At 66.0% G+C, this 18,517-nt stretch carries 23 protein-coding genes and 2 tRNA genes; 9 read left to right on the forward strand and 16 right to left on the reverse strand.

Annotated elements, in window-relative coordinates; genetic code table 11:
- Position 1 precedes the first annotated feature (1 nt).
- Positions 2-499: a DUF6993 domain-containing protein gene (locus tag BJ997_RS10255; protein ID WP_236628961.1), complete on the reverse strand. Its 498-nt coding sequence runs from the start codon at positions 497-499 to the stop codon at positions 2-4.
- A gap of 222 nt (positions 500-721) precedes the next feature.
- On the reverse strand, positions 722-1,246 hold the full coding sequence (gene msrA / locus BJ997_RS10260; RefSeq protein ID WP_035836785.1) for a peptide-methionine (S)-S-oxide reductase MsrA: 525 nt from the start codon (positions 1,244-1,246) through the stop codon (positions 722-724).
- Positions 1,247-1,263: 17 nt separating this feature from the next.
- Between msrA and BJ997_RS10265 the strand changes: the two genes are divergently transcribed.
- The 3 genes from BJ997_RS10265 (at position 1,264) to BJ997_RS10275 (ending at position 3,453) form a co-directional block, all read left to right on the forward strand.
- Positions 1,264-2,268 carry an aldo/keto reductase gene (locus BJ997_RS10265; protein WP_035836784.1) on the forward strand — a complete coding sequence of 335 codons (1,005 nt, stop codon included), beginning with the start codon at positions 1,264-1,266 and terminating at the stop codon, positions 2,266-2,268.
- A 78-nt stretch (positions 2,269-2,346) separates the two neighbouring features.
- Positions 2,347-2,589, forward strand: coding sequence for a hypothetical protein (locus BJ997_RS10270; protein ID WP_035836783.1), 243 nt, complete (start codon positions 2,347-2,349; stop codon positions 2,587-2,589).
- 90 nt (positions 2,590-2,679) lie between these two features.
- Entirely contained in the window at positions 2,680-3,453 is a 774-nt protein-coding gene (locus BJ997_RS10275) for a hypothetical protein (protein WP_152602194.1), read from the forward strand.
- A gap of 89 nt (positions 3,454-3,542) precedes the next feature.
- Here BJ997_RS10275 and nadE read toward each other — a convergent pair whose 3' ends face one another.
- Positions 3,543-4,382 (reverse strand): ammonia-dependent NAD(+) synthetase, encoded by an 840-nt coding sequence (gene nadE, locus BJ997_RS10280; protein ID WP_035836782.1) that lies wholly within the window; start codon positions 4,380-4,382, stop codon positions 3,543-3,545.
- 98 nt (positions 4,383-4,480) lie between these two features.
- Here nadE and BJ997_RS10285 point away from each other — a divergent pair, with 98 nt between their 5' ends.
- Entirely contained in the window at positions 4,481-4,999 is a 519-nt protein-coding gene (locus BJ997_RS10285; RefSeq protein ID WP_035836781.1) for an SOUL family heme-binding protein, read from the forward strand.
- A gap of 27 nt (positions 5,000-5,026) precedes the next feature.
- Here BJ997_RS10285 and BJ997_RS10290 read toward each other — a convergent pair.
- Together BJ997_RS10290 and BJ997_RS10295 are read right to left on the reverse strand one after the other, a co-directional pair.
- Positions 5,027-5,102: transfer RNA gene (locus BJ997_RS10290), tRNA-Arg, on the reverse strand.
- A gap of 40 nt (positions 5,103-5,142) precedes the next feature.
- Positions 5,143-5,403, reverse strand: a complete 261-nt coding sequence (locus BJ997_RS10295; RefSeq protein ID WP_052542266.1) for a thioredoxin family protein — start codon at positions 5,401-5,403, stop codon at positions 5,143-5,145.
- Between the two features lie 97 nt (positions 5,404-5,500).
- Between BJ997_RS10295 and orn the strand changes: the two genes are divergently transcribed.
- From orn to BJ997_RS10315, 4 genes are all read left to right on the forward strand, one after another.
- Complete coding sequence (gene orn, locus BJ997_RS10300; protein WP_035836779.1) at positions 5,501-6,121, forward strand: oligoribonuclease; 621 nt, start codon at positions 5,501-5,503, stop codon at positions 6,119-6,121.
- Between the two features lie 45 nt (positions 6,122-6,166).
- Positions 6,167-6,242, forward strand: a tRNA-His gene (locus BJ997_RS10305).
- Positions 6,243-6,259: 17 nt separating this feature from the next.
- Positions 6,260-6,634, forward strand: coding sequence for a metallopeptidase family protein (locus BJ997_RS10310; RefSeq protein WP_152602193.1), 375 nt, complete (start codon positions 6,260-6,262; stop codon positions 6,632-6,634).
- A gap of 24 nt (positions 6,635-6,658) precedes the next feature.
- Positions 6,659-7,936 (forward strand): D-alanyl-D-alanine carboxypeptidase family protein, encoded by a 1,278-nt coding sequence (locus BJ997_RS10315; RefSeq protein WP_035836777.1) that lies wholly within the window; start codon positions 6,659-6,661, stop codon positions 7,934-7,936.
- Between the two features lie 9 nt (positions 7,937-7,945).
- On the opposite strand, the gene BJ997_RS10320 is transcribed toward BJ997_RS10315, so the two are convergent.
- Genes BJ997_RS10320 through BJ997_RS10335 form a run of 4 tightly spaced genes read right to left on the reverse strand, consistent with a single transcriptional unit; the run spans position 7,946 to position 11,449 of the window.
- Positions 7,946-8,494, reverse strand: a complete 549-nt coding sequence (locus BJ997_RS10320; protein ID WP_052542265.1) for a nucleoside/nucleotide kinase family protein — start codon at positions 8,492-8,494, stop codon at positions 7,946-7,948.
- Positions 8,481-9,275: an energy-coupling factor transporter transmembrane component T family protein gene (locus BJ997_RS10325; RefSeq protein ID WP_035836776.1), complete on the reverse strand. Its 795-nt coding sequence runs from the start codon at positions 9,273-9,275 to the stop codon at positions 8,481-8,483. Before BJ997_RS10325 ends, BJ997_RS10320 begins: the two co-directional genes overlap by 14 nt.
- The gene (locus BJ997_RS10330) at positions 9,275-10,795 is read right to left on the reverse strand and encodes an ABC transporter ATP-binding protein (protein ID WP_084141227.1); all 1,521 of its coding nucleotides are present in this window, start codon (positions 10,793-10,795) and stop codon (positions 9,275-9,277) included. The genes BJ997_RS10325 and BJ997_RS10330 overlap by 1 nt, the downstream gene beginning before the upstream one ends.
- Before the next feature lie 6 nt (positions 10,796-10,801).
- On the reverse strand, positions 10,802-11,449 hold the full coding sequence (locus BJ997_RS10335) for an ECF transporter S component (protein WP_035836774.1): 648 nt from the start codon (positions 11,447-11,449) through the stop codon (positions 10,802-10,804).
- Positions 11,450-11,654: 205 nt separating this feature from the next.
- Here BJ997_RS10335 and BJ997_RS10340 point away from each other — a divergent pair, with 205 nt between their 5' ends.
- The gene (locus tag BJ997_RS10340; RefSeq protein WP_160175875.1) at positions 11,655-11,822 is read left to right on the forward strand and encodes a hypothetical protein; all 168 of its coding nucleotides are present in this window, start codon (positions 11,655-11,657) and stop codon (positions 11,820-11,822) included.
- A gap of 13 nt (positions 11,823-11,835) precedes the next feature.
- On the opposite strand, the gene BJ997_RS10345 is transcribed toward BJ997_RS10340, so the two are convergent.
- From BJ997_RS10345 to gatA, 7 genes are all read right to left on the reverse strand, one after another.
- Positions 11,836-12,156 (reverse strand): hypothetical protein, encoded by a 321-nt coding sequence (locus tag BJ997_RS10345; protein WP_035836773.1) that lies wholly within the window; start codon positions 12,154-12,156, stop codon positions 11,836-11,838.
- Between the two features lie 36 nt (positions 12,157-12,192).
- On the reverse strand, positions 12,193-13,416 hold the full coding sequence (gene dinB, locus BJ997_RS10350) for a DNA polymerase IV (protein WP_035836772.1): 1,224 nt from the start codon (positions 13,414-13,416) through the stop codon (positions 12,193-12,195).
- Between the two features lie 9 nt (positions 13,417-13,425).
- Positions 13,426-13,932: a dihydrofolate reductase gene (locus tag BJ997_RS10355; RefSeq protein ID WP_035836771.1), complete on the reverse strand. Its 507-nt coding sequence runs from the start codon at positions 13,930-13,932 to the stop codon at positions 13,426-13,428.
- 113 nt (positions 13,933-14,045) lie between these two features.
- Positions 14,046-15,152, reverse strand: coding sequence for a VIT1/CCC1 transporter family protein (locus BJ997_RS10360; protein WP_035836770.1), 1,107 nt, complete (start codon positions 15,150-15,152; stop codon positions 14,046-14,048).
- Complete coding sequence (locus BJ997_RS10365) at positions 15,149-15,439, reverse strand: hypothetical protein (RefSeq protein ID WP_035836769.1); 291 nt, start codon at positions 15,437-15,439, stop codon at positions 15,149-15,151. Before BJ997_RS10365 ends, BJ997_RS10360 begins: the two co-directional genes overlap by 4 nt.
- Before the next feature lie 2 nt (positions 15,440-15,441).
- On the reverse strand, positions 15,442-16,965 hold the full coding sequence (gatB, locus tag BJ997_RS10370) for an Asp-tRNA(Asn)/Glu-tRNA(Gln) amidotransferase subunit GatB (protein ID WP_035836768.1): 1,524 nt from the start codon (positions 16,963-16,965) through the stop codon (positions 15,442-15,444).
- Positions 16,965-18,515: an Asp-tRNA(Asn)/Glu-tRNA(Gln) amidotransferase subunit GatA gene (gene gatA, locus BJ997_RS10375; protein ID WP_035836767.1), complete on the reverse strand. Its 1,551-nt coding sequence runs from the start codon at positions 18,513-18,515 to the stop codon at positions 16,965-16,967. Before gatA ends, gatB begins: the two co-directional genes overlap by 1 nt.
- Positions 18,516-18,517 lie beyond the last annotated feature (2 nt).

The following is an 18,517-nucleotide window of genomic DNA, read 5'->3' on the forward strand; positions in this document are numbered from 1 at the left end:
TTTACCAGTCTATTTGGCGCGTGACACTCAGAAGACACGTTCCGGAGCCCAGTATCGGGGCGACCATGCTGTGATAACCACCTGAAGCCGGCCCGTACTGCCCGATGAGGCACTCCCCGTTGAACTGCACGGAGAATTGCACGAAGTCGGCAGCGAGGTCCACGTGCGTGCGATCGAACGTGAGCTGCATGGCGGACTTGTCGAACCCGCCCGCCACCAAGGCGTCAATGTACGCGCGCCCGTCGGCCGGATTCGTGGCAGCAACCGCATTCGCAATCGAATCGAAGTAGCCGAGGTTAGCGCTCGCGCTCAGTTCCGGCTGCAGTGCTGGCGGCGGCGGAGGCGTTGCGGTAGCCGATGCGGACGGCGATGCGGTGTCGGTGGCCGTGGGGCTGGGTTCGCCCGCACCGGCCGTGCAGCCCGCGAGGGGTATGGCCAGTAAGACGACGGCGATCCCGGCGAACAACCGGTGACGGCGAACGGATGCTGGCATGCGCATGGGCGCCCTTCCACGTCCACGTCTGTGGGCGTGCTACGAGTCTAGGGCGGCAGGGCTGTGCTCCACCGTGGAGGTGCCGTCAGGTGCTACGACCCGGGGTGAACTGCTCGTGCCGATCTGGTCACCCCGGGTCGCACACACCGAGTGTGCCCCCGGCAGACAGAACCTGCCCACGGGCATCCGTTTTGGTGGACAACCGCGCTCGCGAGGGGTCGTGGAGGACTAACCGATGATGTACTCGGCGTAGGACTTGCGAATCTTGTTGACCTTCGGCACGGCGACGGCCATGCAGTAGCCCTGGCCGGGGTTCTTGGTGAAGAAGTCCTGGTGGTAGTCCTCGGCGTCGTGGTACACCCCGAGAGGCTCGATGGTCGTGACGATGCCGCTCCCCCACCACTCCGTGGCGCGCGTCCGGGCGGTTTCGAAGAGCTGCTTCTGCTCGGTGTCCGCGTAGAACATGGCCGAACGGTACTGGGTGCCCGTGTCGTTTCCCTGGCGGTTCAGCTGGGTCGGGTCGTGCAGGGTGAAGAACACGTCGAGGATGACGCTTGCCGGGATGACCTCGGGGTCGAATGTCACGGCCACGGCTTCAGCGTGTCCGGTTCGCCCCGTGCAGACGGCCTCGTAGCTCGGGTGGGCCGTTGCGCCGCCCGTATACCCCGATACCACGCTGCTCACTCCGCGTAGAACCCGATACACAGCGTCGAGACACCAGAAACACCCACCAGCGATCACAAAAGTTTGCACGCACCTAGAGTAACTCCATGAGCTTTGTCGCCGCTGAAAACCGATACTCCGCCATGCCGTACCGCCGAACAGGGCGGAGCGGGCTGAAACTGCCCAGCATTTCACTGGGGCTGTGGCACAATTTCGGCCACGAACGCCCGGTCGACACCCAACGCTCCATCGTGCGCCGCGCCTTCGATCTGGGCATCACTCACTTCGACCTGGCCAACAACTACGGGCCTCCCCCCGGTGCTGCCGAAACGAATTTCGGCCGGATCTTCGCCCAGGACTTCCGCGCTCACCGCGACGAGATGGTCATTTCGAGCAAGGCTGGCTATGACATGTGGGAGGGTCCCTACGGCGAGTGGGGCTCCCGCAAGTACATGCTGTCCTCCCTGAACGCGAGCCTCGGCCGTCTCGGCGTGGACTACGTCGATATCTTCTACTCGCACCGCCCCGATCCGAACACCCCCATCGAGGAGACCATGGGTGCACTCGCCACGGCCGTCAAACAGGGAAAGGCCCTGTACGCTGGCATCTCCAACTACGACCCGGCGCAAACTCGGGCTGCGGCCGCCGCGCTCGCGGAGCACGGTGTGCCGCTGTTGATCCACCAGCCGCGCTATTCAATGTTCGACCGTCACATCGAAGACGGCCTGTTTCCAGTACTCGACGAACTCGGCGTGGGCAGCATTGTCTTCTCCCCGCTCGCTCAAGGGCTGCTCACCGACCGCTACCTGGACGGATCGGTTCCCGCCGGCTCCCGCATCGCCACGAGCCGCTTCCTCTCCGAGAAGGCGCTTTCCGAGACGTACCTGGGTCGGGTGCGTGCCCTCACCGACATCGCAACGGCCCGCAACCAGACGTTGGCCCAGCTGGCCGTCACCTGGATTCTGCGTCAGAGCCAGGTGACGAGCGTGCTCGTCGGTGCGAGCAGTGTGTGGCAGCTCGAGCAGAACGTGGCGGCCCTCGGGGCACCGGACCTCAGCGCAGAGGAGATCGCGGCCATCGAGCCGCACGCCGTGCACGGCACCTCCCTCTGAGTCGCGTCGGTCCAGTGTCAGTGCCCCTTCGTAGAGTCAGCTGTACCACTCGCGGGCGGCTGACTCTTGGAGGACACCATGTTCGAACCCGTTCTTGCCTCGGTTGCAACGGCGACCGTTCGCGGCCTGAGCCTCGTTCCCGTGAAGGCAGGCCTCTGGAGGGTCGCCAACCGGTCGGGCACGATTCTCGGTCACATCGAACGCCAGTCGGATGCCGACGGCGACCGTTTCGCGGCGCGACGCCTGGTTTTCGCATCCCGAATGGTGGACCTCGGCGTGTTCTGCCGCATGGACGACGCGGCAGACTGCTTCCGGTGCTAAGCGGGTTCACTGTCGAGAATATTTGCCATGTGAGAAGGCACGCCGAAGCCTTGCACAGAATCGTGATCTTGCGCAGGTAAAGTGCGGCTCATGGAATTGTGGAATAAGTTCGTTACCTGGCTCACGGCCGTTAGCACCGAGCCCGTTGTTTTCAGCGCCTTGGTGTTCCTTCTCTCGATCGTCGCGGCAAGCGTGATCACCGCGCTGATCTTTCGCGCGACCCTTCGACGGATGCTTGACCAGCGCGACCGCGAGATCCGCACGGCCGCCATCGCGACGCTCGTTGATGCCGCAACGGAGGCATCTGTCTGGAATTCGCTGACACCGCAGGAACAGGTCATGAGCGACCGCGCCGTGGGGCAGGCCGACATCCAGGTACGTCTGCTGCCCGTGAAGGGTTCCGGGGTTGCCGCAAATTGGTCGGCTCATCAGCTCGCCGAACTCAAGCGCACGTCCGCCACCTTCGGTTACCAACTCGAGCCAGCGCTCCTCGAGTTTCGCGACCGTCTGATCGACTGGCAGAAGCGGCCGGCGCGTGCACGCAAGATCTTCCAGGGCGATCTGGACCGATGGATTCTGCAGAATTCGCACTCCGATAAGAGCCTGCTCGCCGAGCAGGATGCTTGGGTGGCGCAGCAGCACCATGACCAGTACACCTCGTCAGCTGCCACGCCGAAGTCCCGTGGCTACGAACCGATCACCGCGGCACCGCTGAGCGACGGCTCGACCGGAGTTCCCACCGCGGCCTACACACCGCCGACTGGCGCGGCCTCGACGGAGACGCAGCGCTTGCTCGACGATGTTGACGCACTCGCCGTGCGCCCCGACCCGATGAGCCGCCCCACACAGGCGCCCACGGCCTAGCCCGGCTTCATCGCGCCTCGAGCAGCGAGACCGCCGGACGAAACCACGCGAGACGAATCACGGTCCCGACCAGCGCTCATGTGCTCGATTCAGCGAACCAGAGACGTCGCGTGCCACCAGTCATCGAAGAGCGACGGTGGCACGCGGCGTTTGTGCTCAGTGGCGAAGTACCGAGCCTCGATGGCCTCGGCGGTCGCGGACGCGACGTTCTTGCCCTCGAGGAAGTCGTCGATGGCCTCGTAGGTGAGACCGAGATTTGCCTCGTCGGTCTGGCCGGGGTTGTGATCGAGCAGATCTGCTGTCGGCAGCTTGAGATACAGGTGCTCCGGAGCGCTGAGCTCGACTAGGAGCGCCCTGCCCTGACGCTTTGTCAGCCCCGAAAGCGGAAGCACGTCGGCTCCGCCGTCGCCGTATTTCGTGAAAAAGCCCGTGACGGCCTCGGCGGCGTGGTCCGTGCCCACGACGAGCAATCCGTTCTGTCCGGCGAGCGCGAACTGCGCAATCATGCGGGACCGAGCTTTCACGTTGCCCTTGTTGAAGTCAGACATAGAGCCACCCGTGCTGCGCGCGTATTCCTGCTCGAAACCGACGACGGCCTGCTCGATGTTGAAGGTCACAGCGGATGTCGGCTGGATGAACTCCAGAGCCAACTGAGCATCCTCTTCGTCACGTTGCACGGCATACGGCAACCGAACGGCCATGAACGAGGCATCGCGCCCTTCGGCTGCCAGCTCCGCGACGGCCAGGCTGCACAGCCGACCGGCCAGAGAGGAATCCTGTCCCCCGCTGATACCGAGTACGAGTCCCCGTGCACCGGAGGACAGGAGGTAGTCCTTGAGAAAAGTGACCCGCCGGCGAATTTCGGAGGCCGGGTCAATGGTGGATGAGACGTGGAGCTCCGCGATGATTCGCGCCTGAAGTTCTCGCATATTTCAATCTACCAAAGCAGGGCACTACCGCGCGGCCCCTGTTCCCCTCGCGCGTCGCGCGCTGGTCGGCTGGGCCTCTGCAGGGCTACACTCCGCTCATGACACAACAACAGCCGTTCACGGTCATTCGCATATACCCCGACTTCGAACTTCGCCACTATCCCAAATATGTGCTGGTGCAGGCCGCAATCGAAAGCAATTTCGCCACCGGCGCGAACCTCGGGTTCCGTCCGCTCTTCCGCTTCATTACGGGCGACAATGCGACGTCGACAAAGTACTCCATGACGGCGCCGGTGATTCAGGAGGAGAAGGGGGCCACCTCCCAAGTCGTGAGCTTCGTCCTACCGGATGGAGTGGACGAAGCCACAGTTCCGCTCCCTCGGGACGGCACTGTCACGATCACGCGGGTAGCGCCCCACGAGGCCGCCGTCCAGGCATTCTCCGGCGGCTGGAAGGAAAAACGAGTCAGGGAGCGTGCCTCTCGTCTACTCATCGCCGTTCGGCGAGAAGGGCTTTCGCCCCGCGGCACGCCGTACTTCGCTCGCTTTGATCCACCCTGGAAGCCCGGATTTCTCAAGCACAACGAGGTTCTCGTGCGCCTGGATTCGACAGAGTGAGCCGCACTCTGCGATGGGCGTGGAGTCTGGTGCCCCCGGTTGGAATCGAACCAACGACAAGCGGATTAGAAGGCCGCTGCTCTATCCACTGAGCTACGGGGGCAGGAACGTTCAAGATTACCGCAGTCGGCGGCCGTCCGGTGTCACAGCGCCTTGGCGGCCGCAACGAGCACTTGGGCGAGGGACGGAACGCCGGCGGCTCGAAAGACCTCGGTGCCGTCCTCCTTGGAGATGATCACCGTCGGTGTGTTGCGAATCTGACTCGCCTCGGCCTCGTCGCCGTGGGCAGCCACATCGAGTTCGATCACGGTGGCATTGGGCAGCAGACGATGGGCTTCGGCCAGCACAGCGCGGGTCTGAGCACACGGCTCGCAAAATGCCGCCGAAAAAAACGTGAACTGCATGAAATTACGCCTCCTGCAAATTGGGCAAGACCATGCCTGCCCCCGTCAGTTTACGAGCTTTGGCCGGCGCATTCGGGTGCGCGGTTAGACTTGTCCCATGATAAAAAGCAAGGACCGGCTGGTTTGGATCGACTGTGAAATGACCGGTCTCGACCTGGACACAGACGAATTGGTCGAAATCGCCGTCGTCATCACCGATTACGACTTGAACGTTCTGGATCCGGGTCTCGACATCATTATCAAGCCCGACGCATCCGCTTTGGAGAACATGGGCGACTTCGTGCGCAACATGCACACCACGTCGGGCCTGATCGAGGAGATCCCGAACGGCGTGAGCGCGGCCGAGGCCGAGTTCCAGGTGATCGAATACATTCTGAAATTCATTCCCGAAGACCAGAAGGCTCCGCTCGCCGGAAACTCCATCGGAACGGACCGGGCTTTTCTCACGCGCTACATGCCGCGGCTCGACAAGCACCTGCACTATCGCAACGTAGATGTCTCGTCGATCAAGGAGCTGGCACGCCGCTGGTACCCCCGTGTGTACTTCAACGCGCCGACAAAAGACGGCGGACACCGCGCCCTCGCAGATATTCTCGAATCCATTCGCGAGCTCGCGTACTACCGTCAAACCGTGTTTGTAGCCGATCCTGGACCCTCCAGCGACGAGGCAAAAACCCAATCTGAGGACGTTGTGCAAAACTTCGGCGCTCAGGTGTAATAGAATTCATGAGTTGCCCTTCTTCGCAAGAGGAAGGGACGCATGGTGGGTATAGCTCAGTTGGCAGAGCGCCTGGTTGTGGTCCAGGAGGTCGCGGGTTCAATCCCCGTTACTCACCCCAATGTTTTAGAAGAAGCTGTGCTTCTGAGCGGTTCGAGGCGGATGCTGCAGCTCGACGCGTCCGAATTCGAACGTCTCGTGGTGGACGAGCTCGATCTCCTGCCGGACGATATGGTCGACGGCCTCGACAATGTGATCTTCGTAGTCGAGGACCGGCCCGAAGACGGCACGCTCGATATTCTCGGCCTCTACGACGGAGTCGCCCTCACCGAACGCGGTCAGTACGGATTCGGCGAGATGCCCGACCGGATCGTGGTGTACCGGGAACCGCTGCTGGCGATCTGCGAAGACATGGACGAGCTGCGCGACCAGATACACGTCACCCTGGTGCACGAGATCGCGCACTTCTACGGCATTGACGACGACAGGCTGCACGAACTCGGCTGGGGTTAGACACCTGCGGGTTAGCCTTGGCGCATGAGCAGATTTCGTCCAGGCAGATTCATCGGCGTGCTGCTCGGAACCGTGGCCATTCTCGCGGTCGGCGTCTACGGGCCCGCCACACTGCTCGGCCCCCTTCCCGCGGCCACGGTGACGCTGCTTCCCCCACCCGCCGCCGAAGCAAACGTGAGCCCGCCGGCGCTTCCCGTGGCGGGCACGAGTGCCGTCGCGGCGCTGACGGTGAACGATTCCGGCACCATTGAAGCGCCGACCGCAGCGCTGCCGCCCATTGCTACCGGTGGAAGCGCCGAACCGCTGCCCCTCGCCTCCATCGCCAAGGTCATCACGGCCCTCGTCGTGCTGGACGCCAAGCCTCTCGCCGCCGGTGAAGCCGGGCCCGCTGTCACGCTCACGACGGCTGACTATCAGGGCTATCTCGACTACACCGCGAACGGTGCGCGTGCCGTGACGGTTTTCCAGGGAGAAGTGTGGAGCGAGCAGGAGCTGCTGCAGGCGATGCTGCTCGGCTCGAGCAACAACCACGCCGACACGATCGCCCGCTGGGCCTTCGGGTCGGTCGATGCGTATGTGACGGCCGCCAACACCTGGCTCACGAAGCAGGGTTTCGAAGACACCAGTGTCGCCGACGCGACAGGCCTCGACGATGCGAGCGTCGGCACAGGCGCAGATCTTGCCACCGTCGCCGGCTTGGCCGCCGGAAGCCCGGTGATCTCCGAGATTCTCGAGAATCCGGCATCCGCTCTCGCCGGCCGACGCGGTGTGGACAACACCACGGCGTACCTGCCGGAAGAGGGCATCACGGGTATTTCCCGCAGCTACACGGATGCCGCGGGTGTCTGTTTCCTGTTCACCGCCCGGATCGTGGACGGGGACCAAACCTTCGCCTTCTCTGGCGCGATCGTGGGCGAGCCGGACTACGACACGCTTGATGCTGATCTGCTGGCCCTGATGGCCAGCGCACGTGACGGAGTGGGCGACCTCCCCGTCCTCAAGCAGGGCGACAAATACGTGAGGTTCGACACCGCCTGGGGCCCATCGGCTGCGGGAGTTGTGGGCGTGTCCAAGACCCGTTACGCCTGGCAGGCCGCCACGCCGACCGAACCTGATATCACCCTCGACCCCGTTGTCAGCGGACGTGAAGGCAAGGTCGTGGGCCGCATCGCCGTTACGGGAACCGCCGGTGAGGCGTCATCCGCTCTCGAGCTGGACAGCACGATCAGCGCCCCAGGGCCGGGCTGGCGCCTGACTCACCCGATCCCGCTCATCACGGCCCTGATCGATTCCCGCGGCTAAACCTCGCGCTCAGCGCGCCTTCAGCCGAATCGTGGCGCGCGATTGCGGGACCTCGCGAAGGCAGTACTCGGCCCAGTCGGATTGCCACTGGTCCCAGTGCGCCCGAAACAGCTCGCCGTCACGGGTGAGGGCGCGGTGCTTGCGCAGCGCGTCGTCGGCATCGAGCCACACACGAACGTCGCTGAGCGCCTCCGCTCCAGCAAACAGGGAGCCGCAGCCCTCCACGATCAGGGGCCGGTCACGGTCAACGGATGTCCACTCCGCAGGTTGCTCGGTGGCCCAGTCGAAACGCTGCCAGGCCGCGGGCAAGCCGAGGCTGCGGGGCACGAGAACCTGGGTACGCAGGTGTGTGATCGCGGCCTGCAGCCCCTGCCAGCCGGGATAGATGTCGTCAAGACGCACCAGAGACGGTGCGCGCGTTGTCGGCCAGTCTCGCCGCACGGCGTCGGCGAGCGTGCTCTTCCCCGCGCCGCTCGGGCCGTCGATGAGTACAACGGAGTTTGTGGGTGCGGCCGCGATTCGTCGCAGCACGGGCGCCAGCAGATCAGGCGAGGACAAAGCTCCACGTTCCCGCCCACACCGCGACCGCGATGGCCGTGCCCGCGATCAGAAACCCAAGGCCGACCAGCGCAGCGTCGGCGGCACCGAAAACCGATACCCGAGCCCAGGTGCGGGGCTCGTTCGAACCGAATCCGCGGGCCTCCATCGCCGTGGCCAGCTTGCTGCCCCGCCGCACCGAGATCACCAGCAGCGCGAAGGCCGGACCGATGAAGCGGCGAAACGCCCCGGCGACTCCCCCACCGTCGCCCACGCCGCGGGCGCGCCGTGCGAGTGTGAGGGAATGCCAGTCCTCGATGAACATCCCCACGAGTCGCAGGCCGGCCAGGCCGCCGAGCACGAATCGCGCCGGCAACTTCAGCACCTGAGCGAGGCCGTCGGCGAGGTCAGTGGGGTCGGTCGTGGCCAGGAGAACGATCCCCGGCAGACCGATGGCCAGCACGCGCAGTCCGATCGCCAGTCCAAGGGCCAGCGAACCGTCGGTCACGCTGACGAAGCCGAACTGCCACAGGGTCGCACCCGAATCCTGGCCATAGAGCACCGTTGTGACGGATGCCATCGGTGCCGCGATCCACACCGGCGCCGTGCGCAGCCAGAACTGCCGCGCGCTCAGGCCGCACCAAAACAGGAGGATGGCCTCGAGAACAAGTGCCACTCCGGCCGAAATCCAGTCGATCGAGAGGAGCAAGGCACAACTCACGATCAGGGCGACAGCCAGTTTCGCCACCGGATTCAAGCGTGCGACCGCGCTCGGACGGATCGCGGGAGTGAGTAAGCTCATCAGGCTGTCACCAGGCTGCCCGCCGTGGTAGCCCCGAGCACGTAGTTAACGTCGGCGAGCACTTCGACGAACTGTTCGTCGTGCGTCACAGCCACGAGCGCAGTTCCCTCATCGAGCAGTTCGGCGAGCAGCAGCACGAGTTCTTGCCAGGTACGGGAGTCCTGGCCGAACGTGGGCTCGTCGAGCACGAGAATACGCGGCCGGGTGGCCAAAACAGTCGCCACCGACAGGCGTCGCTTTTCTCCGCCGGAGAGGGTGAACGGGTTGGCCTCGGCGAGGTGGTCGAGCCGCAGCCGTTGCATCAGCTCGTCCACCCGCGCCCCCTGCTCGGCGGCGCCGATGCCCAACGCGCGCGGCCCGATCAGCAGGTCGTCCCGCACGGTTGCCGCAAGAAATTGGTGCTCGGGGTCCTGAAACACGGTGCCAATACGGGTGAGCAGTTGCCTGGACTTCCACCTAAAGGGCTCGGTGCCGATTCCCTGGGCCAGGCTATCGTCGGCGCTCAGCTCACCGCCGGCGGGTGCGAGCAAACCGGCGAGCGTGAGGGCGAGGGTGGATTTCCCGGCGCCGTTCGGTCCAGTGACAGCGGTGGCCCGGCCGGCATGAAGGTCAAGGGTCAGGTCGCTCGCGACGACCGAGGCTTTACGCCGCGCGAACGGGATACGGCCAACCGCAAGTCCGCGGGCTCGCAGCAACAGCTCGGGCGTCGACGTCGCCGGTCTCGCCGCGCGAGCGGGTGCCCGCAGCGCCACGTGCGGCACCCACACGCCCGCACGGGAGAGCCGCTCGCCTTCCTGGGCGAGCACCTGTTCCGTCGGCCCGTCGGCGAGCACGCCCCCTGCAGGGTCGAGCACGATCACCCTGTCGACCACGTGCTGCCACACTGCCACCCGATGCTCGATCACCACGAGAGTTGCTCCCGACCTGTCGAGCCCGCGCACCACGGCGTCGCGCACCTCGATCACGCCTGACGGATCCAGGTTGGCGGTCGGCTCATCGAGAAGCAACAGTCCGGGCGCCATGGCGAGAACGCCGGCCAGCGCCAGCCGCTGCTTCTGCCCGCCACTGAGAGCGGATGTGGGATGGTCAAGCGGCAGGTCGAGGCCCACGGCGGCGAGGGCCGCGCGCACCCGGGGCCAGATCTCCCCCCGGGGCACGGCGAGGTTCTCGCAGCCGAACGCCACGTCGTCGCCGATGCGGGCGAGCACGACCTGGGAATCCGGGTCCTGCAGCACGAGACCGACGCGGCCGCGGGCATCCGCTGCTCGTCGCCCGTCGATGAGCAGCTCACCACTGGAGTCGCCGTCTTCCTCGTCGCCGAGAACGCCGGCGAGGGCGTGCATGAGGGTGCTCTTGCCGGCGCCGCTCGGGCCGAGCAGGAGCACGCGCTCCCCCGGGGCGATATCGAGGTCGAGCGCTGACACGGCAGGTCGGCTGCGTCCTGCGTGCCGCCAGCCCCACCCGCGCGCTATGATGTGCGCCGGGACGAGTCGGCCTGATTCGGTAATGTGTGCGGGCATCCGCTGTTACTGGGCTGCTGCGGCGGCGGACTGCGCATTTCGCCCGCTGGCAAAGCGGCTGAGAGCGCCGGTTCGTGCGAGTCCGCGCACGGCCAGCCAGGACAGCAGTCCCGCGAGCACCGTGCCGGAGACTACAGCCGAGACAAAGTAGACAGCCTTGGGTCCGAAGTCGAGTGCTGCGGCGCTCGAAAACGTTGTGTCGAGCAGGCCGACCGCGATTCCGGCACCGGCACCGGTGAGCAGTGCGACTCCGAGCCGGAAGTTGGCATAGAGGAACAGGGCCAGCACGAGCTCGGCTCCAAGGCCTTGTACCACACCCCAGATCAGCGCGGAGAATCCCCACTGAGTTCCGATCAGCATCGAGACGACTGCGGCAATCACCTCGGTGTAGAGGGCCGCTCCCGGCTTGCGGATGACGAGTCCGCCCAGCACCCCGGCGAACAGCCAGCCGCCGGCCAGAATCCCCTCAAGGCCGGGCGTGAACGCGAGCAGTGCGCTGAGCGGCGACCAGGCGAGGCCCCAAGCCCAGAAGATGACGCCGCAGGCCACGCCGATGACGCTTGCCACGACGATGTCAACGACGCGCCACCGAAAGTTGCGGGGCGTGCGAGGCGCGGATGTTTTCGAGCCCAGGAGGGTGGGTGTTGCGTGCATAGGTCGTGCCCTTTCCGTGGATGCACGCGTGCGAGGACGCGTGCAGGTGTGGGGCACGGGTACGAGAAGTCTCCCTGCGTCGGCATGATCCGCATCAGGTTCGACGGTCGAAGCTCTACAGCTTCCTCTCAGCCCGGTTCACCGGACTCCCGTGTTCGCCCTCAGTCTAGCTCAGCGCTTAGACTCACGGAATGGGGTCTTGGTCATGAGCATGCTTGTCGTGCTCGGCGCGGCCGCGCTCATGCTCGTCCTGCTGCGTGCGTCTCTGATGCGCCGTCGCCGAATAGCCCAGGGTCTCCCGGTGCACGGACCGTGGCATTGGCCCCGAAACTGGCGCCTCCGTCGGCCACGCTGGTTGCGCGCTCGCGGGTGACCCCGCTCGCGGCCTACTTCTTGAGGGCGCGAATGAGGTGGGAGAGTGCCCGGCCCGAGACGAGGATGAACGGCACCGCCACAGCCAGAAGTGCAATCACGTTCGGCTCGAAACGAGCTGTGCCGGCCGACTTCACGTAGGCGCCGATCGGCAGGGAGGCCCCACCCCCGCCACCACCGGAACCCTGATCGCCGGCGTCTCCGCCGCCGAAGCCATACCAGGCGAGGGCCACCGGAATCAGGGTCACACCGTCGATCTGCACCGGATCCCCATAGGCCGCCTTGACACCGGCGGAACGGAACGTGTCTGCGAGCTTTTCGGGGAGGCTAGTCATGCGATCAGGCTACCCTCTCATCACTGTTCACGCTGATCACTTTTCGAGCGCAGGCTTGATCAGCGAGGCCGGGCCCACCATGCCCCGGCCGAACCTGGCCGTCACGGTATCGACGGCGAGCTCAGCGCCGCGCCAGTCTTCGTCGGGGTCCCAGAGCGCGAGGCCCTGACTGTTGGCGTCGGAGAGTTGCTCCATGCGCACACCGATCAACCGAACGCGGATCCCCTGTGCGGCGAGAACCTCGAACGCGGCAACCGCCTCGTCGTAGATGCGCCGACCCACGTTCGTCGATTCTGCGAGTGTGCGAGATCGGGTGACGGTGCTGAAATCCGTGTAACGCAGCTTGAGCACCACGCGACGGCCCACGAGGCCACCCTGTCGAAGGCGCACGGCCACGGCATGGGACTGTCGCAGCAGTTCGCTGCGCAACGCCGCAGCATCCGTCACATCATGTTCGAAGGTGACCTCGTGCCCGACGCTCTTCTCCTCGCGCTCGATTGTGACCGAGCGCGGGTCACGCGCCCAGGACAGATCGTGCAACTTGCGCCCGGAGGCCTCACCGAGGGCCCTCTGCAGCACCGGCAGTGGGGTCTGGGCGATGTCGCCGATCGTGCGCAGGCCCAGTCGTACGAGTGCCTCCTCTGTCGTGGCCCCCACGCCCCACATGGCCTTCACGGGGAGCGGATGCAAGAAGGCGAGAGTGTGTTCCGCTGGCACGACGAGCAGGCCGTTGGGTTTGGCCAGGCCGGATGCCAGTTTGGCGATGAACTTCGTGGACGCGGCACCCACCGAACACACCAGGCCCGTTTCGGCGAAAACCCGGGCTCGGATCTGCTCCCCAATGTCCGCCGGCGAACCGTGCAACCGACGCGCACCCGCCACGTCGAGGAAGGCCTCGTCGATGCCCAGCCGCTCCACAAGCGGGGTCACATCGTCGAAGATGCTCATGACGAGATCGGAATAGTGCTTGTAGGCGCTCATGTGCGGCTCGAGTACCACTGCCGCCGGACACTTGCGCAGGGCAAGCGCCATCGGCATGGCCGAGTTCACGCCGTAGCGGCGGGCGATGTAATTGGCGGCCGTCACCACGGACCGCCCGGAGCGGTGCCCGACGATCACAGGCTGGTTGGCGAATTCCGGGTGGTCGAGTAGCTCGACGGACACGAAGAACGCATCAAGGTCGATGTGCAGGATCGTGGCTGTGGAGTCGTCGACCGGTGTGGTCGTGACCTGCCGCTCGCTGCCGTCCTGCTTACCCATGCAAAAACTCTAACCCGGGGTGCCGCCCCTCGTGTAGCGCAGGAAGCGGTAGTCGAGCCCAGTTTCCGACGTACGCCACCCACTGTGCGGGTCGGTGTAGTCGACGACCCATCCGGATTGGATTTTCGGGGCAGTCGTGTCGCCCGCGAAGTCCTCGTTAATCTCGGTCACCTCGAGCGCGTCGGCCTGGTTCAGCGCCTGGTCGAAGACCTCCCTGCCCCCGATCACCCAGATCTCCTGCCCGTTGGCGGCGACGAGAGCGTCATCGAGGGCATGTACGACGACTGTGCCCATCGAATTCCAGCCCAAGGATCGGGTGAGCACTATATTCAGCCGCCCTGGAAGCGGTCGAAACCGTTCGGGAAGCGACTCCCACGTCTTCCGCCCCATAATCACCGCTCCGCCCGCGGTAAGCGCCCGAAAGCGCGCGAGATCCTCAGGCAGCCGCCACGGAAGCACGCCGCCCGCGCCGATAACGCGGTTGCGGCTCTGCGCCCACACGAGCGTGACCGTCACCTCGCCCTCACGGATTCGACGGAGATTTCGATCGTTTTCGACCGGTTGCGCACCGGACGGGCAGGTTTCGGCCGAATTCTCCGTCGAATTAGCAGGGATGTCACGGTGCAGACCTACGCGAGGGTCGTGCCGAAGGCGAGACCGAGCAGGTAGGTGACGCCGGCTGCCGCGAGTCCGATGGCGAGCTGGCGCAACGCGCGTCTAAGGGGCGGGCCGCCCGAGAGCAGACCCACGACGGCTCCGGTGGCCAGCAGTGCGATTCCCACGAGCACCGTCGCGAGGGCGATCGCGGGCAGGCCGCTCATGCCGAACAGGTAGGGAAGCACGGGCAGCAGGGCACCGGAGGCGAAGAAACAGAAACTCGACGACGCGGCCCCGATGCCGGTTCCGATGGCCTCGTGCTCGTCGACAGTCGGCATCACCGCGCGGGTGTCGGCGGCCTCGAAGGGATTCGTGGCGACCTCGGCCGTGCGCAGTACCTGCTTGGCGTGCAGTTCGGCCTTTTCGGGCGACATACCCCGTGCCCGGTATACCAGAGTCAGCTCGTTGGCCTCGAGGTCGAGCCGCGTGAGCACGCTCTTCTCCGTGGGCGTGGGGCTCGACGCCTCGAGCAGCTCGCGCTGCGAACGCACAGAGACGTATTCGCCCGCTCCCATCGACAGCGCGCCGGCCAGCAGGCCGGCGAGGCCCGTGAACAGGATCGTGGCGGCCGGAACACCGGTGGCACCGATTCCGAGCACGAGGGCCAGGTTGCTGACGAGCCCATCGTTGACGCCGAAGACGGCCGCACGGAAACTGCCGGAGAGGCGCTTGCGGCCGCGGGCGGCGAGCCCACGCACGACCTCCTCGTGGATACTCTCATCGGCGGCCATAGCGCCGGTCGCGTCATGGTCTTTGTTGTACGGCGAGCGTGATTCGGCACGCTGGGCAAGGGCGAGCACGAACACCGATCCGAAACGGCGGGCCAGGAAACCCAGCATTCGGGTGCGCAGGGCGCCGTTCTTTTTCGGTCCCACCTGGTCTCCGAGCAGCCGGCGCCAGTGTGCCTCGTGCCGGCCTTCCGCCTCGGCGAGGCTCAGCAGGATGGCGCGTTCCTCGCCCGCCCGCCGAGCCGCGAGATCGCGGTAGACCGCGGCTTCGGCAAGTTCGTCGGCCAGGTACTGACGCCATCGACGGATGTCCGCGGGCGTCGGCTCTCGCCGCGTTTCCACATCGTTCATGACGCGGGTGCCACCTCCAGGAAGCCCTGCGGTATCTTGGCGGAGTCATGCGGGCCGGATCCGTCGAGGCCATAGAACGGTTCCTCGAACGCCACTTCCCAGACCGCTTCGCGCACGGTGGTCGGCACATAGAACGACGACCCGGTCAGCTCTCCCGGTGCCACGATCACGCCAATCGGGTCTTCCACGAGAGACTCCGGGAAACGGGTTCGATCGAGGCGAACGATCACCTGCACTCCCACGCCGAAGGTCACGGGCGCCGCCTCGGGATCGCGTTTCTTCCACATGTCTATTCGCCCGATTCCACCGGCTCGACGGACCCGGCGCGCTCCAGAACGAGTTCGCGCACACGAGCGGCGTCGGCCTGGCCCTTCATGGCCTTCATGACCGCGCCAATCACGGCGCCGGCGGCCTGCACCTTGCCGTCGCGGATCTTGGCGAGCACATCGGGCTGGCTCAGCAGTGCCGAGTCGATTGCCGCAATCAGGGCGCCATCATCGGAGACAACAGCCAGGCCGCGGCTCTCAACGACCTCGGCCGGTGTACCCTCGCCGGCGATGACCCCCTCGAGCACCTGGCGGGCCAGGCGGTCGGTGAGCGTTCCGGCCTCGACGAGTTCGATCAGGGCGGCGAGCTGGGCCGGCTGCACGAGCGAATCGGCTGCGACGCCCGCGGCGTTGGCGAGACGGGCGATTTCACCTGTCCACCACTTGCGCGCGGACTGGGCGGATGCGCCGGCGGCGACGGTCGCCTCGACGGCGTCCATCAGGTCCGAGTTCACGACGTCCTGGAACTCGAGGTTGGCGAAGCCCCACGCCGCCTGCAAGCGCTTGCGGCGAGCGGCCGGAGGCTCGGGCAGGGTGAGTCGAAGTTCTTCGACCCACTCGCGCGACGGCGCCATAGGCACGAGGTCGGGCTCCGGGAAGTAGCGGTAGTCATCCGCGTCGCTCTTGGGACGCCCTGCCGAGGTGACGCCGGTGTCTTCGTGCCAGTGGCGGGTCTCTTGCGTGATGGTTCCGCCGGCGTGAAGCACGGCCGCCTGGCGCTGGATCTCGTAGCGAACCGCGCGCTCGACCGAGCGCAGCGAGTTGACATTCTTCGTCTCGGTGCGCGTGCCGAGAAGGTTGGAGCCGCGCGGACGCAGCGACACGTTGGCGTCGCAGCGGATGTTGCCCTCTTCCATCCGCGCGTTGCTCACGCCAAGGGCTTTCGCGATCTCACGCACGGCGGCCACGTAGGTACGCCCGATTTCCGGGGCATCATGCTCGGCACCCTCAATCATCTGCGTGACGATCTCCACGAGCGGCACGCCCCCGCGGTTGTAGTCCACGAGCGAGTAGTCGGCGCCCTGGATGCGGCCCGTGGCCCCGCCTTTGTGGGTGAGCTTGCCGGCGTCGTCCTCCATGTGCGCACGTTCGATCTCGACCGTGACGATGCGTCCGCTTTCGAGTTCGATGGTCAGCGACCCGTCGTGGCAGATCGGGTCGTCGTACTGGCTCGTTTGGAAGTTCTTCGCGGTGTCGGGGTAGAAGTAGTTCTTGCGTGCGAAACGAGAGTGTTCGGCGATCTCGCAGCCGAGGGCGAGGCCCAAGCGGATGCTGGATTCAATCGCCTTCTGGTTCACCTGCGGAAGTCCGCCCGGCAGGCCGAGGCAGGTCGGGCAGGTGTTCGTGTTGGCGCCGGAACCGAACTCGTTGGCGCACCCGCAGAACATCTTGGTCTTGGTGTTGAGCTCGACGTGCACCTCGAAGCCGAGCACCGGCTCGAACAGCTCGAGGGCCTTGTCGAAGTCCATCAATGCGGCCTTCTTCATCAGACGGCTCCCTCTGTGATCGCTGAAAATGCGGTGCTCGACGCGAGCGCCGGTGCCTGGTCGAGCATGGTGTGGCCCCATGACGCCTCGAGCAGCTGCTCGATGGCGGCGCCGACAGTGTAGAGGCGGGCATCCGCTTTGGCCGGTGCCATGATCTGCAAGCCGACGGGCAGGCCGTCCTCGGGGGCGAGGCCGATCGGCAGGCTCATACCGGGCACTCCCGCGAGGTTGGCGGGAATGGTCGTCACATCGTTGAGGTACATCGCCATTGGGTCGTCGAGCTTCTCGCCGAACTTGAAGGCCGTGGTGGGCGCGCTCGGCGACACGAGAACGTCGACCTGGGCGAAGGCCGCCTCGAAGTCGCGCTGGATGAGCGTGCGCACCTTCTGGGCGCTGCCGTAGTACGCGTCGTAGTAGCCGGTGCTCAGGGCGTAGGTGCCGAGGATAATGCGGCGCTTGACCTCGGGGCCGAATCCGGCCTCGCGAGTGGCGGCCATCACGCGCTCGCTCGTGAGCGAGCCTTCGGCCGGGTTAACGCGGATGCCGAAGCGCACCGAGTCGAAGCGGGCGAGGTTGCTCGACGCCTCCGCGGGCAGGATCAGGTAGTACGCGGCGACCGCGTACTCGAAGTTCGGGGCGGATACCTCCACGATCTCCGCGCCGGCGGCCGACATCAGCGCAAGGGTCTCGGTGAAGCGCTGGCTGACGCCGGCCTGGAAGCCGTCGCCGGAAAGCTCTTTGATCACTCCGACGCGCACGCCCTTGAGCGCACCGTCTGCCAGGCCCGCGCGCGCGGCAGCGGCCATGGACGGCCAGCTGTCGGAGAGCGACGTGGAGTCGAGCGGGTCGTGTCCGCCGATCACGTCGTGAAGCAGCGCGGAGTCATACACCGTGCGTGACACGGGGCCGACCTGGTCGAGCGAGGACGCGAGGGCGATCGCGCCGTAGCGGGACACTCCGCCGTAGGTGGGCTTCACGCCGACGGATCCGGTGACGGCTGCGGGCTGACGAATGGAGCCCCCGGTGTCGCTTCCGAGGGCGAGCGGTGCCTCGTAGGCGCTCACGGCCGCGGCAGAGCCGCCGCCGGAGCCGCCGGGAATCCGGTCGCGGTCCCAGGGGTTGCGAGTCACGCCGTAGGCGGAGTGTTCCGTGGAGGAACCCATCGCGAACTCGTCCATGTTGGTCTTGCCGAGGGGAACCAGGCCGGCCGCGCGGAGTCGGGCCACGACGGTCGCGTCGTAGGGCGGAATCCAGCCCTCAAGAATCTTTGACCCGGCGGTGGTGGGCATGTCCTGCGTGGCGAGCACGTCCTTGATGGCGATCGGCACACCGGCGAGGGGGCCGAGCGCCTCGCCGGCCGCGCGCTGCGCGTCGATGCGGGCGGCCGTGGCCAGGGCGGCATCGCCGGCGACATGCAGGAACGCATGCAGGTCGGTGTCGACGGCAGCGATGCGGTCGAGGTGGGCACGCGTGGCCTCCACGGAGCTGACCGAACCGTCGGCGAGCAGCGTGCTGAGGTCGGCGGCCGAGAGCTTGATGAGGTCTGCCATGG

Origin of the sequence: Cryobacterium roopkundense, from assembly GCF_014200405.1 — a bacterium.
GTDB classification, from domain to species: Bacteria; Actinomycetota; Actinomycetes; order Actinomycetales; family Microbacteriaceae; genus Cryobacterium; species Cryobacterium roopkundense.